At 63.8% G+C, this 14,110-nt stretch carries 15 protein-coding genes; 4 read left to right on the top strand and 11 right to left on the bottom strand.

What is annotated here, in order from left to right:
* Positions 1-41 precede the first annotated feature (41 nt).
* Positions 42-794, top strand: coding sequence for a DUF2059 domain-containing protein (locus ACOKS3_RS01315; RefSeq protein ID WP_422763393.1), 753 nt, complete (start codon positions 42-44; stop codon positions 792-794).
* Here the strand turns inward: ACOKS3_RS01315 and bipL are convergent, their stop codons facing one another.
* Entirely contained in the window at positions 795-1,721 is a 927-nt protein-coding gene (bipL, locus tag ACOKS3_RS01310) for a phospholipase BipL (protein WP_103446149.1), read from the bottom strand.
* Positions 1,722-1,838: 117 nt separating this feature from the next.
* On the opposite strand from bipL, the gene ACOKS3_RS01305 reads away from it, so the two are divergent.
* Positions 1,839-2,408, top strand: coding sequence for a DUF6436 domain-containing protein (locus ACOKS3_RS01305; RefSeq protein ID WP_422763392.1), 570 nt, complete (start codon positions 1,839-1,841; stop codon positions 2,406-2,408).
* Here the strand turns inward: ACOKS3_RS01305 and ACOKS3_RS01300 are convergent.
* Positions 2,387-2,953: a sugar O-acetyltransferase gene (locus tag ACOKS3_RS01300; protein WP_103446151.1), complete on the bottom strand. Its 567-nt coding sequence runs from the start codon at positions 2,951-2,953 to the stop codon at positions 2,387-2,389. The two genes, ACOKS3_RS01305 and ACOKS3_RS01300, sit on opposite strands and share 22 nt — an antisense overlap.
* A gap of 87 nt (positions 2,954-3,040) precedes the next feature.
* Here ACOKS3_RS01300 and ACOKS3_RS01295 point away from each other — a divergent pair, with 87 nt between their 5' ends.
* Positions 3,041-5,410: a penicillin acylase family protein gene (locus ACOKS3_RS01295; protein WP_422763391.1), complete on the top strand. Its 2,370-nt coding sequence runs from the start codon at positions 3,041-3,043 to the stop codon at positions 5,408-5,410.
* A 40-nt stretch (positions 5,411-5,450) separates the two neighbouring features.
* The gene (locus tag ACOKS3_RS01290) at positions 5,451-6,269 is read left to right on the top strand and encodes an alpha/beta fold hydrolase (protein ID WP_422763390.1); all 819 of its coding nucleotides are present in this window, start codon (positions 5,451-5,453) and stop codon (positions 6,267-6,269) included.
* Between the two features lie 246 nt (positions 6,270-6,515).
* On the opposite strand, the gene ACOKS3_RS01285 is transcribed toward ACOKS3_RS01290, so the two are convergent.
* The 9 genes from ACOKS3_RS01285 to cysT form a co-directional block, all read right to left on the bottom strand.
* Positions 6,516-7,301 (bottom strand): MetQ/NlpA family ABC transporter substrate-binding protein, encoded by a 786-nt coding sequence (locus ACOKS3_RS01285; RefSeq protein ID WP_294335614.1) that lies wholly within the window; start codon positions 7,299-7,301, stop codon positions 6,516-6,518.
* A gap of 175 nt (positions 7,302-7,476) precedes the next feature.
* The gene (locus ACOKS3_RS01280; RefSeq protein ID WP_103446155.1) at positions 7,477-8,307 is read right to left on the bottom strand and encodes a sigma 54-interacting transcriptional regulator; all 831 of its coding nucleotides are present in this window, start codon (positions 8,305-8,307) and stop codon (positions 7,477-7,479) included.
* A 65-nt stretch (positions 8,308-8,372) separates the two neighbouring features.
* Complete coding sequence (locus tag ACOKS3_RS01275; protein WP_422763389.1) at positions 8,373-8,954, bottom strand: alpha/beta hydrolase; 582 nt, start codon at positions 8,952-8,954, stop codon at positions 8,373-8,375.
* Positions 8,955-9,134: 180 nt separating this feature from the next.
* On the bottom strand, positions 9,135-9,536 hold the full coding sequence (locus ACOKS3_RS01270; RefSeq protein WP_103446157.1) for an ExbD/TolR family protein: 402 nt from the start codon (positions 9,534-9,536) through the stop codon (positions 9,135-9,137).
* Position 9,537: 1 nt separating this feature from the next.
* Positions 9,538-10,257 (bottom strand): MotA/TolQ/ExbB proton channel family protein, encoded by a 720-nt coding sequence (locus ACOKS3_RS01265; protein WP_103446158.1) that lies wholly within the window; start codon positions 10,255-10,257, stop codon positions 9,538-9,540.
* Between the two features lie 30 nt (positions 10,258-10,287).
* The gene (locus tag ACOKS3_RS01260) at positions 10,288-11,073 is read right to left on the bottom strand and encodes an energy transducer TonB (RefSeq protein WP_103446159.1); all 786 of its coding nucleotides are present in this window, start codon (positions 11,071-11,073) and stop codon (positions 10,288-10,290) included.
* 296 nt (positions 11,074-11,369) lie between these two features.
* A complete protein-coding gene (locus tag ACOKS3_RS01255) occupies positions 11,370-12,359 on the bottom strand; it encodes a sulfate/molybdate ABC transporter ATP-binding protein (RefSeq protein ID WP_054885475.1) in 990 nt (329 codons plus the stop codon).
* Positions 12,360-12,362: 3 nt separating this feature from the next.
* A complete protein-coding gene (gene cysW, locus ACOKS3_RS01250; protein ID WP_422763388.1) occupies positions 12,363-13,235 on the bottom strand; it encodes a sulfate ABC transporter permease subunit CysW in 873 nt (290 codons plus the stop codon).
* 10 nt (positions 13,236-13,245) lie between these two features.
* On the bottom strand, positions 13,246-14,064 hold the full coding sequence (gene cysT, locus ACOKS3_RS01245; protein ID WP_103446160.1) for a sulfate ABC transporter permease subunit CysT: 819 nt from the start codon (positions 14,062-14,064) through the stop codon (positions 13,246-13,248).
* Positions 14,065-14,110 lie beyond the last annotated feature (46 nt).

Raw genomic sequence — 14,110 nt, 5'->3', positions numbered from 1 at the left:
CCGGGCCTAGGACAATAGCCACCTGCCGACAGGAGTCCTGAATGCACCGTCTGTTTTCCCTGCTTCTGCTGATGATCTGCACCATGCCTGTCTGGGCAGACAGCCTCGATCAACTGTACAAGGCCGCCGGCTGGCCCGACCAGCGCGCCCATTTTTCCGATGCCGTGAGCGCCGCCCAACAGCGCTACCGCAATAGCCTGCCGCCTGCGGTTTACCAGGCGCTGGTCAACAACAGCAACCAGCGCTTCCAGGCCCAGGCAATGGATAACCGTGCCTTGGCCAAACTGCGCAGCACGCTGGCGAACCCGGCGCCGGCACTGGCCTTCTTCCAGTCGCCGCTGGGGCGCAAGATTGTCGCCGCCGAACTGCTGGCCACGCGCAAGGACCAGCTTGCCAAGAACGCCAAGGGCCTGCCGAAGATGCAGGCCAGCGACAACCGCATGCTGGTCATCGGCCACCTGGCCCAGGCCCTGCCAGCCCGCGAAGCCGGCGCCGAAGTCAGCCTGGCGATCGCCGGGGTGGCCGCCGACAGCCTGAGTTCGATGATCCCCGGCCTGTTCGGCGCCAGCCAGGCCCAGGGCCTGCTCGACGGCCAGCGCCAGCGTCTTATGGGGCAGATCGGCGAAGACTTGAACAACACCCTGCTGTACGTCTACCGCGACCTGTCCGACGACGAACTGGAAGAGTTCGCCACCTTCGCCGAGTCGCCAGACGGCAAGGCCTATTACCAGGCCGCCGTGGCTGCGGTGCGTGCCGGCCTGGCGGTGGGCCAGAACAGCGCCGACCTCAAGTGATCAGCCCAGGCGCTGCCTGATGAAGTCGAAGTAGCGCCGGCGAATATCCGGCAGCTCGTTGGCCAGGTGATGGCGAGCTTCGGGCAACATCAGGATCTGCGGCTCGCTGAACTTCGCCTTGAGCACTTCGAGGTTGTGGGGCCAATCCACCGTACCATCCGCTTCCCCCTGCACGATCAAGGGCCGCCGCGCGCAGTGCGGCGCCGCCTCGATGCGCTTGACCCAAGCGATCAACGCGCCGACCCAGGCCGTGGGCAGCCGCCGCGGTTGCAGCGGGTCGGCTTCGAGGAAGGGCAGGAACGTCGGGTCGTTGGTGTTCTCGCTGAAGCGCCGCTCGATGCCGTTGACGAAGTGGCGCAGTACCCGATAGCTGAACTTCGACCAGCGCCACGAGCGCGGCCGCACCAGCGGCGCCAGCAGTATCACCTCGCCATCGATCGGGCTGCGGTCACCCTGGTGCAGCAAGTGGTCCACGGCGATGGCGCCACCGGTGCTCTGTCCGCAGAGGTGCCAGGGGCGTGGCAGTTCAAGGCCGCGCGCCTGTTCGAACAAGGCTTCCAGCACTTGCTGGTACACGGCGAAATCACTGATGCTGGCGCGCTCGCCACTGGACAGGCCGTGGCCTGGCAAGTCACAGCTGATCACTGCATAACCAAGCTTCAATGCCCACTCGATCACATGCCGATAAAGGCCCATGTGGTCGTAGTAGCCGTGCAGCAGAAACAGCGTCGCAACGGGCTTTTCCGGTAGCCAGACCTGCCCGACCAGCTCGAACCCCGCCGCCTGGAAGCCGCCCAGCCAGCTGTGCGCCGACAGGTTCAGGCCATAGAAGCGCTGATAGTCCTGCGCCTGCGTTGACAACGGCTGGCGTTTGGCCAATGGGGCGAGGCTGGGACGCAAGGTATCGGGGTGAAAGGCGGCGGGCATCGGGTACATCCAAGGCGAAGCGAGTATTGATCTGGGATATTCAGCTCTGGCCGGCGCCGTGGCAAGCTTGCTCACCTCGAACAGGCAGCATGGATCAGTGGTGGGCGCGGACAATTCATGAAGATTCGAAACATCAAACAGCTTTTGGCGGGCCTCGCACTGATAATCTGCACCCTGGTGCTCTGGCAGGCCTACACCACCTTCCAGTCTCGCTACCTGCGCCCGTTCGACAACCAGACCACACTGTTCGACGGCAGCCAGCTGCAACTGCCCCCCGAACTGGCCGGCCCCGGTCCGATCCGCGTGGTGCACTTCTGGGACCAGGCTTGCCCGTGCAACGTCGGCAACCAGCAGCACCTTGGCGACCTGATGACCCAGTTCGCAGGCCAGGGGGTGACCTTCCACGTCGTGCAGAGGCCAGGCAGCCACGGCCAGCTACCCGCCAACCTGAGCAGCCTGCAAGCCATCGCCCACTTGCCAGGCAGCGAACACCTGCCCGCCTCCCCCGCCGTGGCCATCTGGGACCGCCAGGGCAACCTCGCCTACTTCGGCCCTTACAGCGAAGGCGCGGTGTGCAACGCCAGCAACAGTTTCATCGAGCCGATCCTCAAGGCGCTGCTGGCTGGCCGCAGTGTCTCCGCCTCCAATACGCTGGCCGTGGGCTGCTATTGCCCCTGGGCCGGCTGACGCACACGCGCCGGATTGCCCATTACGGTCGCCCCCGCCGGCACATCACGGGTCACCACACTACCTGCACCCACGATGGCATCGTCACCAATGCTCACCCCCGGCAGGATGATCGCCGCCCCGCCGATCCACACGTTATTGCCAATGGTCACCGGCCGCCCGCTCTCCAGGCCGCTACGGCGCACCTCGGGGTCGAGCGGGTGGTCGGCCGTATAGATCTGCACGTTGGGGCCGATCTGGCAGTCGTCGCCGATACGTACCGGCACCACGTCGAGGATCACGCAGTTGAAGTTCATGAACGTATTGCGCCCGACGCTGATGTTGTAGCCGTAGTCGCAGTAGAACGGTGGGCGGATTACCGTGCCTTCGCCGACATGGCCGAAGTGCTCGGCCAGCAGGCCGTTGCGTGCGTCGTTGAGCAGCTCGACGCTGTTGTTGTAACGGTACATCCAGTGCTTGTTGGCGATCTGCTCGGCCTGCAGCTCGGGGCAGCCGGCGTGGTAGAGCTGGCCTGTGAGCATTTTCTGTTTTTCGCTGAGGGACATGGAAACTCCTGCCTGGGGACTATGCTCTGTTCGCGAATCCGTCGATGATCGGACCACAGTTTCCGCTCGAATGCACAAGGAGTCTCGATGAAGCGCAGCCTGACCCTGTTGGCCGTAGTCGTCGCCGTGGCCGCTGGTGCCGGTTACTGGTACGTACACGGCAAGTTGCCACAGCGCGAAGGCGACGTGGCCATGGCCGGCTTGCAGGCGCCGGTCAGCGTGCGCTACGACGCCCGTGGCGTGCCCCACCTGCAAGCGCAGAGCGAAACGGACCTGTACCGCGCCTTGGGCTACGTGCATGCCCAGGACCGATTGTTCCAGATGGAGATCATGCGCCGCCTGGCCCGTGGAGAGCTGGCCGAGGTGCTGGGCGACAAGCTGTTGCCCACCGATACCCTGTTCCGCAGCCTGCGTATCCGCGAACAGGCCGCGCTGATGGCTCAGCGCCAGGACCACCAGTCACCCGCCTGGCAGGCCTTGCAGGCCTACCTTGAGGGCGTCAATGCCTGGCAGGCCAGCCACCCCAAACCGATGGAGTTCGACCTGATCGGCATCACGCCACGGCCGTTCACTGCCGAAGACACCCTGAGCATTGCTGGCTACCTGGCCTACAGTTTCGCGGCCGCCTTCCGCACCGAACCTGCGCTGACCTACATCCGCGACCAGCTGGGTCCGCAATACCTGAAAATCTTCGATCTCGACTGGCAGCCGCAGGGCGCACTGGGCACGCCACTGGCTGCGGCCGACTGGCAAAGCCTCGAAGCGGTGGCCCGCGCCAGCCACGAGGCCTTGGTGGAAGCTGGCATCCCGCAGTTCGAGGGCAGCAACGCCTGGGCCGTTTCCGGCAGCCGCACCCGCAGCGGCAAACCCTTGCTGGCCGGCGACCCGCACATCAGTTTTGCCGTGCCCGCCGTCTGGTACGAGGCCGAGCTGTCAGCACCAGGCTTCAACCTGTATGGCTACTTCCAGGCGCTGAATCCCTTCGCGATGCTGGGGCACAACCGTGACTTCGGCTGGAGCCTGACCATGTTCCAGAACGATGACGTCGACCTGATCGCAGAAAAGACCAACCCTGCCAACGCTGACCAGGTCATGGTCGATGGCCAGTGGCGCACACTGGAGAAGACCGAACAGCAGATTGCAGTCAAAGGCGAGCAACCGGTCACCATCAGCCTGCGCCGTTCACCCCACGGGCCGATCGTCAACGACGTCCTCGGCGCAATGGCCGGAACCACGCCCATTGCCATGTGGTGGGCGTTCCTCGAAACCGAGAACCCGATTCTCGAAGGCTTCTACCAGCTCAATCGCGCCGACACCTTGGGCAAGATGCGCGAAGCGGCGGCCAAGGTGCAGGCACCGGGGCTGAACTTCGTCTGGGCCAATGCCCGTGGCGATATCGGCTGGTGGGCGGCGGCGAAGTTGCCGATTCGCCCCGACGGTGTGAACCCGGCGTTCATCCTCGACGGCGCCAGCAGCCAGGCCGACAAACCCGGTTTCTACCCGTTCAGCGTCAACCCGCAGCAGGAGAACCCGGCCAGCGGCTATATCGTCTCGGCCAACTACCAGCCACCGGCCGTGGTGCCGATACCCGGCTACTACAACCTCCCCGACCGCGGCCGCCAGCTCGATCACCAGCTGGCCAACCCGGAAGTGAAATGGGACACCCAGAACAGCCAGGCGCTGCAACTCGATACGGCGAGCGATTATGGCCCGCGCACCTTGGCGCCCTTGTTGGCGACCCTGCGCCAGATCGCCCAGGGTGACGAGGAAAAGGAACTGGTCGAACAGCTTGCCGCCTGGCGCGGCGACTATCCGCTGGACTCCACCAACGCTACGTTGTTCAACCAGTTCCTTTACGAGCTGGCCTATGCCGCCTTGCATGACGAATTGGGCGACACCTGGTTCCCGGTACTGATCAGCACCCGCGCCATCGATGCCGCACTGCCGCGCCTGGCCGCCGACGCCGATTCGCCCTGGTGGAACACCCGCGGCGCGAGCCAGCGCACTGACCGCACCGCCATCGTGCGCGTGGCTTGGCAGAAGAGCCTTGGCCACTTGCGCAACACGCTTGGCAAGGACCCGGCCAGCTGGCAATGGGGCAAGGGCCATACCCTGACCCACAACCATCCACTGGGCGCGAAAAAGCCGCTGAACCTGCTGTTCAATGTCGGTCCGTTTGCCGCCCCCGGCACCCATGAGGTACCGAACAACTTGTCGGCGAAGATCGGCCCGGCGCCATGGCCGGTGACCTATGGCCCGTCGACCCGGCGCCTGATCGACTTCGCCGATGCCGGGCAGGCGCTGACCAGCAACCCGGTCGGGCAGAGTGGCGTGCCGTTCGACCGATATTTTGCCGACCAGGCCGAAGGGTATGTTGAAGGGAAGTACCAACGAGCGCAGATGGGCGTGATCCCGGCGCAGAGCACCCTCAGGCTTGTTCCCGGCACCCGTGAGTAATCTTGAAAACCCTTGAAACTTGCCGCAGAGACTTTTCCATATGCAAAAACACTTCATCGAAATCGACGGCGCACGCATGAGCTATGTCGACCAGGGCCAGGGCTTCCCGGTGCTGCTCGGCCATAGCTACCTGTGGTCGGCCGAGATGTGGCAGCCCCAGATCGAGGCCCTGTCACAACACTTCCGGGTCATCGTCCCTGAGCTCTGGGGCCACGGCGACTCCGATGCCCCACCCGCCGCCACCACCGATATGAGCGCCCTGGCCCGCCAGCACCTGGCACTGCTGGACGCGCTGGATATCGCCAAGTGCCACCTGGTCGGCCTGTCGGTCGGTGGCATATGGGGTGCTCAGCTGGCCATCGAAAACCCCGAACGGGTCGATCGCCTGGTGCTGATGGATACGTACCTCGGCGCCGAACCGGAGGCGACCCGGCTGAAGTACTTCGCCATGCTGGATGCGGCGAGTGGGGCTGGTTTCTTCCCGGACCCGCTGCTGGACATCATCGTGCCGATCTTCTTCCATGCTGGCGGGCAGACAGTGCCCGAAATTCGTGAAAGCTTTCGGGCGGCATTGAAGGCAAGCAGCGCCGAGGTGATTCGCAACAGCCTGGACCCAATGGGACGGGTGATCTTCGGGCGGCTCGACCTGCTGGGGCGGCTGGGTGAACTGAAAGGTAACAAGACCATTGTGGTCTGTGGTGACCAGGACATTCCACGACCGCCTGAAGAGTCCAACGAGATGTCGCGGATCATTGGGTGCCTGGCGGCGCAGATTCCGTTTGCGGGACATATCTCCAGCCTGGAGAACCCCAAGGTGGTGAATGAGTTTTTGTTGAACTGGCTACCGCGCAATCCTTGAGATTGTCGACGCAGCCTGAAACTTTCCTGCAACAAGCTTCTCAAATCGCCTCAAACCATGACTTGCACGGCCATCACCAACAAGGACGATAACGATGAACAGCCCCTGCTCGCCTGATGCCAACGAACAACTGCTGTGGCTGCTGGCATTGCGCCGGGCGCTGGGCAACCCGCGCTGACCGGCTGCCAGCCACACACAAAAACGCCGACGCAAATGCGTCGGCGTTTTCATGAAGCCATCACACAATCAGAACGCAGGCAGTACCGCACCCTGGTACTTCTTGGCGATGAATTCCTTCACCTCAGGGCTGGTCAGCGCCTTGGCCAGCTTCTGGATGGCTTCGCTGTTCTTGTTGTCCGGGCGGGCTACCAGGAAGTTCACGTACGGCGAGTCGCTGCCTTCGATCACCAGCGCATCCTTGGCCGGGTTCAGGCCGGCTTCCAGGGCATAGTTGGTGTTGATCATGTCCAGGTCGACCTGGTCCAGCACGCGCGGCAGCATGGCCGACTCAAGCTCGCGGAACTTCAGTTTCTTCGGATTCTCGGCGATGTCTTTCGGGGTTGCCAGGGCGTTCTTCGGGTCCTTCAGGGTGATCAGGCCAGCCTTCTGCAGCAGGATCAGTGCGCGGCCGCTGTTGCTGCCTTCGTTCGGGATGGCAACGGTAGCGCCGTCTTTCAGCTCGCTCAGGCTCTTGACCTTCTTCGAGTAGCCACCGAACGGTTCGACGTGCACGCCGACCACGGTTTCCAGGTGAGTGCCCTTGCCTTCGTTGAAGCTCTGCAGGTAAGGCAGGGTCTGGAAGTAGTTGGCGTCCAGGCGCTTCTGGTCAACCTGCACGTTCGGCTGCACGTAGTCGGTGAAGACCTTGATCTGCAGGTCCACACCTTCCTTGGCCAGGGTCGGCTTGATCAGCTCAAGGATCTCGGCGTGCGGAACCGGGGTGGCGGCAACCACCAGTTTCTCGGCGGCAGAGGCCAGGCCAGCGAACGACAGGGCGGCGGCCAAGGCAGTGGTCAGCAGGGTCTTCTTCATGGTGTTCCTTATTCTGGATCTGAGCCATCACGGATGGCGAATTCGGGTGCCCAACCGTTTCACTGGCGGGCGTGAGGCGGACGATACCGAGATTTTTTATTCCGTAACAATATCTTTTAATTAGCTGCTTATTCCAAAAGCAATCTGCCACCATCCAGTTTGCTTATTAGCTCGTCTAGCCTGAGGGGTTGAGCAGATCGAGGTCCTCCGGCAGCAGCTCGTCCCCGTCGTTCACCAACAACGCGAAGTGGATCACGTTCTCCAGTTCGCGGGTGTTGCCCGGCCACGCATGCGCTTCCAGCACCTGCTGCGCGGCCTCGCTGATCAGTGCCAGCGGGCGCTGCAGGCGCACGCTGTAGATACCTGCGAAGTACTCGGCCAGCGGCAGGATATCGCCCGGGCGTTCGCGCAGCGGCGGTAACTCCAGCGCGCCCTCGCGCAGGTATTGGTACAGGCGCTCGTTGAAGCGCCCAGCCTTCACCACCCGAGCCAGGTCGATGCTGGTCGCAGCCACCAGGCGCACGTCCACCGGCTGCGGTTGCTGCGCGCCGACACGGGTGACCTCACGATTTTCCAACGCCGCCAGCAGCTTGCCCTGGATCGCCAGCGGCAAGTCGGCGATCTCGTCCAGGTACAAGGTGCCGCCATTGGCCGAGCCGAACCAGCCGGCGCGGCTGCTGGCCGTGCCGCCCTGGCTGCCGGCGCTGTAGCCGAACAGCTCGGCGTCGGCATAGGTCGGGCTGATGGCCGCACAGTTCACCGAGACGAACAGCCCGGGGCGGTCACTGGCCCGGTGGATCTGCCGTGCCAGCAGTTCCTTGCCGGTACCGGTCTCGCCGCGGATCAGCACCGGTACCGGTTGCGGCGCCAGCTGCTCCAGGGCCTGGCGCAACTGCTGCGAGCGCGGGTCGATGAATACCAGCGCCTTGGCACGGATGCTCAGGGGGCTCTTGTCCAGTTCAGGAAAAGTCAGCAGCGGCTGGTCGAACGGGTTTTGAATAGTCATGACGAACTCCCGCCCCTGGCCATCGGTGGCCGGGCGTCAAGCAAACGGTGAACGGTCGGGGCCGATCAGGCGCGGCGCAATGCGCGCTGCTCGACCCGGCTTTGCAGGCGATACAGGTAGGCGAAGCCTTGTTCCCAACGCTCGTGGCCGGACTTCACGTTGATGTGCCCGGCATTGCTCAGCAGGCCCGCCTCAGCGCCCCAGGCCTGGGCCAGGTACAAGGCACGCGGCACGCTCACTGCCGGATCGTTGTCGGAGCTGACCACCTGGCTGGGGAACGGCAGCGCCTGCAGCGGGATCGGCGCGAAGTTGCGCAAGGCCGGCGCGCAGGTGGGCCGCTCGACATCCGCCGGGGCCACCAGCAATGCGCCGCGCACCCGACGCAGCAGCGCCGGGCTGGCCTGTGCGGCCCAGTGAGCGACGGTGACACAGCCCAGGCTGTGAGCGATGAGGATCACCGGCGAGCGTTCGGCGACAATCGCCTGCTCCAGCGCTTGCACCCAGTCGCGGCGCTGGGGGTTGAGCCAGTCTTGCTGCTCGACCCGGGCACTGTTGGGCAGCGTGCGCTGCCAGTGACTCTGCCAATGGTTGTCTGGCGATCCTTGCCAGCCCGGCACAATCAGGTAACGAATCGACTCATTGCGCATGGGGACGCCTCCAGTAAGTTTGCGTGCTTGGGGACCAGTATAGGGACGCAGTTATATTCGTAAAGGAATAAGAAGCTATTTATTAATAACCAAAATAACATACGAATGACAGGCAAAAAAAAAGGGCCAACCCCTGCCAAGAGATGTGGCCCCTGAGCACTTGCCTGAAGAGGGTGAAGATTACCGTGCAGTTATTACCGCCAGTTTGCTGATCCCGGCGCGCTCGATCGCCGCCATGGCCCGTGCCACTTCGCCGTAGTTCACGCCATCGTCGGCCTGCAGCTGCACGCGCACGTCGGCGTCCTTGTCCTTGGCTGCCTTGAGGCGGGTTTCCAGCAGGTCCGGCTGGATCTCGTCCTTGTTGATGAACAGCTTGCCGCCACCGTCGATGCTCACCACCAGTGGGTCTTTCTGCTCCACCGGGGCCACGGCCTCGGTCTTGGGCAGGTTGATCGGGATGGCGTTGGTCAGCAGTGGCGCGGTGACGATGAACACCACCAGCAGCACCAGCATGACGTCCACCAGCGGCGTGACGTTGATTTCACTGAGGACTTCGTCGCTGTCCTGGGTCGAAAAGGCCATGTCAGGACGCCTCCTTCACCGGCTGGGTGAAACCGCCCTGGGCCTTGTGCACGGCCGGGTGCACCAGCACGCGGAAGGCACTCTTCTGCGCCAGGCTGTAGAAGTCGTGGGCGAAGTCATCGAGGTCGGCCGCAGTCAGCTTGAGGCGGCGCAGAAAGTAGTTGTAGACCAGCACCGCCGGTACCGCGACGGCGATACCCACACCGGTGGCGACCAGCGCCGCGCCGATCGGCCCGGCCACGGTTTCCAGGCTGGCGGAGCCGGCCGCGCTGATGCCCTTGAGCGCTTCCATGATGCCCCACACGGTGCCGAACAGGCCGATGAAGGGCGAGGTGCTGCCGATACTGGCGACCACAGCCAGGCCGGTTTCCAGCGAGCGGCGTTCACGCACGATCTGCTGGCGCAGGGCGCGTTCTAGGCGGTCCTGATGGTTGATGGCGTGGCTCAGGTCACTGGCGTGCGCTTCACCGACCGCAATCGCGGCATAGCCGGACTGAGCGACGCGGGCGGCCGGGCCAGGCAGCTCGTGGCTGATTTCTGCCGCCGAATCGAGGCTCGATGCGGCCCAGAATTGCTGGTGGAAGCGCTTGTCCTGGTTCTTCAGCCGTATGAACTGCGCGGCCTTGACCAGGGCCAGGCCCCAGGTGACGACGGAAAAACCGACCAGCAGCCAGATGACTGCACTTTCAACGGATTCGAGGGGGGATGCCAGCAGGCTCATGATGATGTCTTCCTGTGTTCTGCGAAAAAGTTAGCGAAGCTTGAAATCGATCGGCACGCTGACCCAGCCGGCCTGGGCCACGTCACCCTGCTTGGCGGGGACGAAGCTCCAGCGCTTGACCGCAGCCAGCGCGGCGGCGTCGAGGGCATCGCGGCCGCTGCTCTGCTGGATCTGGATCTGCCCCGGCTTGCCGCTGGGCAGCACCTCAACGCGCAGCAGCACGGTGCCTTCCCAGCCACGGCGCAGGGCCATTTGCGGGTATTCCGGCGCCGGGTTCTTCAGGTACGCGGCGTTGGCCGAGGGCGGCGTGACCGGTACCGGCGCGGGTGGCGCAGGCGGCGCCGGGGCCGCGACCGGAGCAGGCGGTGGCGCGTCGACCGGCTTGGGCTGGGGCTTGGGCGCTTGCTTGGCGATCGGTTTGGCCACTGGCTTAGGCTTGGGCTTGGGCTTGGCGGCCAGTTCGTCGATCACCGGCGGCGGCTCGGCCACCGGTTGCGCGGGCGCAGGTGGCGGCGGCTCCACAAGGGGCGGCGCTGGGGCGGCGAACTCGATGGTCATGGGTGGAATCTGTGGCGGCACCACGGGCAGCGCGGGCGTCGGCGCCTGGCTGACCCAGTAGGCGGCAGCGCCGTGCAGGGCCAGCACCAGCAGCCCCAACGCCAGCTTGTCACGGCGCTTGAGGCCGCTGACCGGGGTGCGCTGCAGGCGCAGCTGGCCCAGCGGCAGGCGAAGCGTCCGTCCCAGCTCGACCAGATCACCCGGGCTCGGGCGCGATGGCAGGTCGTAGGCCCTGACGGCCGACTGGACATTACCCATTGATCAAACTCCTGGGGTTCTTGATTCAGGTGTGTGGCTGAATCATCAGGGGCAGGGGCTTATCTCTTAAAGTAATGTTTAAAATTAAAGTTAGATCCTTTAGGAATATAAATTTCTAGAGAATGCCTCTAGACCACGGGGTTCGCGGGATGTGGCGATAGGGTGTCTGGCTGATGCTTTGTGGGCATATGAAATATTCTCGCAAGGCATCACATTGCCGCGAGGGCTGCGCCATCGATCTTGCGGGCAAAAAAAAGCCCAGGACCAGGCCCCGGGCTTTTTTCGCTCAAAGCGACTCAGATATCCGCCACCTTCTGCCACACCTTCGGCCGGAAGAACAGCGTCTCCCCTCGCGCCAGCCCGGTCAGGCTGTCGTGATCCTTGACCACCTCGGCTTCGATCAGCTCGCTCTGCCCTTCCACCTTCAGGGTCACCCGCGTAGTGGCGCCCAAAGGCCGGATATCACGCACCTCGGCCGCATGGTGGCCCTCGGTCTCATGCCGCGACAACGATACCTCGTGCGGGCGGAACAGCACATGGTGCCCCTCGCTCAAAGCCAGGCGGTTGGAATCACCAAGGAAGTGGTAGACGAAATCGTTGGCCGGCTTCTCGTACACCTCACCCGGTGAGCCGATCTGCTCGATCACACCCTTGTTCATCACCACGATGCGGTCGGCCACCTCCATCGCTTCTTCCTGGTCATGGGTAACGAAAACAGAAGTCAGGTTGATGTCCTCGTGCAGCCGCGCCAGCCAGCGGCGCAGCTCCTTGCGCACCTTGGCATCGAGCGCACCGAACGGCTCGTCCAGCAGCAGTACCTTGGGCTCCACCGCCAGGGCACGGGCCAGGGCGATACGCTGGCGCTGGCCACCGGACAGCTGCTCCGGGTAGCGGTCGGACAGCCAGTCCAGTTGCACCATGTTCAGCAGTTCGTGAACCTTCTCGGCAATCTTGCTTTCGCTAGGGCGCTCGCCCTTGGGCTTCATGCGCAGGCCAAAGGCGACGTTGTCGAACACGCTCATGTGGCGGAACAGCGCGTAGTGCTGGAACACGAAACCGACGTTGCGATCACGCACGTCATGGCCGGAAACGTCCTCGCCATGGAACACGATGTTGCCCTGGTCCGGGGTTTCCAGGCCGGCGATGATGCGCAGCAGGGTGGTCTTGCCGCAGCCGGACGGGCCAAGCAAGGCCACCAGCTCGCCGCTGTTGATGTCCAGGTTGATGGCGTTCAGGGCCTGGAAGCTGTTGAAGCGCTTGCTGACGTTACGAACTTCGATCGACATGAATCATTCCTCCGCGGCGCTGTGGCGCAGGCGGTTAATACGGTTCTCGCTCCACTGCTTGAGCAGCAGGATGAAGAGCGCCAGGATCAGCAACAAGCTGGCCACGCTGAAGGCTGCGACGTGGTTGTACTCGTTGTAGAGGATCTCCACATGCAGCGGCAAGGTGTTGGTCACGCCACGGATATGGCCCGATACCACCGACACCGCGCCAAACTCACCCATGGCCCGCGCAGTGCACAGCACCACGCCGTAGATCAGGCCCCACTTGATGTTCGGCAGGGTCACGTGCCAGAACATCTGCCAGCCATTGGCGCCGAGCAGGCGCGCGGCTTCTTCCTCCTGCGTGCCCTGCTCCTGCATCAGCGGGATCAGCTCACGGGCCACGAACGGTACGGTGACGAAGATGGTCGCCAGGACGATGCCCGGCAGGGCGAACACGATCTGGATGTCATGGTCCTGCAGCCAGGGGCCAAACAGGCCTTGGGCGCCGAACATCAGCACGTAGACCAGGCCGGCGATCACCGGCGACACCGAGAACGGCAGGTCGATCAGGGTCACCAGGATGCTCTTGCCGCGGAAGCTGTACTTGCTCACGCACCAGGCGGCGCTGACACCGAACACCAGGTTCAGCGGCACCGAGATGACCACGGCGAGCAAGGTGAGCTTGAGCGCCGACAAGGCATCCGGCTCGAAGATCGCCTCGAAGAAGGTGCCGAAGCCGTTCTTCAGCGCCTGCGACACCACGATCACCAGCGGCAGCAGCAGGAACAGCGCGAACACCAGCCAGCCAAGGCCGATCAGGACGCGCCGCGAGGTGGCGCTGCTACGCCGGGCGGCGTTGGCGGCGGCGCTTGCACTCAGGGTTGAACTGGACATGCGGCCTCCTTCAAGGGGTTTCGATGCGGCGCTGCAACAGGTTGATCAGCAGCAGCAGGATGAAGGAAACCACCAGCATCAACACGCCGATGGCAGTAGCGCCCGTATAGTCGTACTGGTCGAGCTTGACCATGATCAGCAACGGCAGGATCTCGGTCTTCATCGGCATGTTGCCGGCGATGAAGATCACCGAACCGTACTCGCCAACGCCACGGGCAAAGGCCAGGGCGAAACCGGTGAGCCAGGCAGGCAGCAGCGCTGGCGCGAGGATATGGCGGAACACCTGCAACGGTTTCGCGCCCAGGCATGCCGCAGCCTCTTCGACTTCACGCGGGATATCCGCCAGCACCGGTTGCACAGTGCGCACCACGAACGGCAGGGTGACGAAGGTCAGCGCCAGGGTGATACCCAGCGGCGTGTAGGCGATCTTGAAACCGAGGTCGGTGGCGAACTGGCCAACCCAGCCCGCAGGCGCGTACAGGGCGGTCAGGGCGATACCGGCAACGGCGGTGGGCAAGGCGAACGGCAGGTCGATCATTGCATCGATGACCTTGCGACCGGGGAAGGTGTAGCGCACCAGCACCCAGGCCAGCAGGGTACCGATCACACCATTGATGATGGCGGCGAACAGGGCGGTGCCGAAACTCAGCTTGAGCGCGGCGATCACCCGCGGCGCGCTGATGACGTTCCAGAACTGCTCGAAGGTGAGCTGCGAGGCATGGATGAACATGGCCGCCAGCGGTATCAGCACGATCAGGCTGAGGTACACCAAGGTGTAGCCCAGCGTCAGCCCGAAGCCGGGTATGACGGGGGAAATGCGACGTGACATAAATATCCCTGGTTGAACGCACGAAGCCCCGGTTGATGCCGGGGCG

The sequence above is a fragment of the Pseudomonas sp. HS6-2 genome (assembly GCF_049325675.2).
Lineage (GTDB): Bacteria > Pseudomonadota > Gammaproteobacteria > Pseudomonadales > Pseudomonadaceae > Aquipseudomonas > Aquipseudomonas putida_N.
Note: the sequence above shows the minus strand (reverse complement) of the source record. Positions and strands in the feature narration are given on the sequence as shown.

Bases quoted from the DNA above. Each gene is read 5' to 3' on its own strand.
- ACOKS3_RS01315 (WP_422763393.1), top strand. From the start codon at position 42: ATGCACCGTCTGTTTTCCCTGCTTCTGCTGATGATCTGCACCATGCCT.
- bipL (WP_103446149.1), bottom strand. From the start codon at position 1,721: ATGCCCGCCGCCTTTCACCCCGATACCTTGCGTCCCAGCCTCGCCCCA.
- ACOKS3_RS01305 (WP_422763392.1), top strand. From the start codon at position 1,839: ATGAAGATTCGAAACATCAAACAGCTTTTGGCGGGCCTCGCACTGATA.
- ACOKS3_RS01300 (WP_103446151.1), bottom strand. From the start codon at position 2,953: ATGTCCCTCAGCGAAAAACAGAAAATGCTCACAGGCCAGCTCTACCAC.
- ACOKS3_RS01295 (WP_422763391.1), top strand. From the start codon at position 3,041: ATGAAGCGCAGCCTGACCCTGTTGGCCGTAGTCGTCGCCGTGGCCGCT.
- ACOKS3_RS01290 (WP_422763390.1), top strand. From the start codon at position 5,451: ATGCAAAAACACTTCATCGAAATCGACGGCGCACGCATGAGCTATGTC.
- ACOKS3_RS01285 (WP_294335614.1), bottom strand. From the start codon at position 7,301: ATGAAGAAGACCCTGCTGACCACTGCCTTGGCCGCCGCCCTGTCGTTC.
- ACOKS3_RS01280 (WP_103446155.1), bottom strand. From the start codon at position 8,307: ATGACTATTCAAAACCCGTTCGACCAGCCGCTGCTGACTTTTCCTGAA.
- ACOKS3_RS01275 (WP_422763389.1), bottom strand. From the start codon at position 8,954: ATGCGCAATGAGTCGATTCGTTACCTGATTGTGCCGGGCTGGCAAGGA.
- ACOKS3_RS01270 (WP_103446157.1), bottom strand. From the start codon at position 9,536: ATGGCCTTTTCGACCCAGGACAGCGACGAAGTCCTCAGTGAAATCAAC.
- ACOKS3_RS01265 (WP_103446158.1), bottom strand. From the start codon at position 10,257: ATGAGCCTGCTGGCATCCCCCCTCGAATCCGTTGAAAGTGCAGTCATC.
- ACOKS3_RS01260 (WP_103446159.1), bottom strand. From the start codon at position 11,073: ATGGGTAATGTCCAGTCGGCCGTCAGGGCCTACGACCTGCCATCGCGC.
- ACOKS3_RS01255 (WP_054885475.1), bottom strand. From the start codon at position 12,359: ATGTCGATCGAAGTTCGTAACGTCAGCAAGCGCTTCAACAGCTTCCAG.
- cysW (WP_422763388.1), bottom strand. From the start codon at position 13,235: ATGTCCAGTTCAACCCTGAGTGCAAGCGCCGCCGCCAACGCCGCCCGG.
- cysT (WP_103446160.1), bottom strand. From the start codon at position 14,064: ATGTCACGTCGCATTTCCCCCGTCATACCCGGCTTCGGGCTGACGCTG.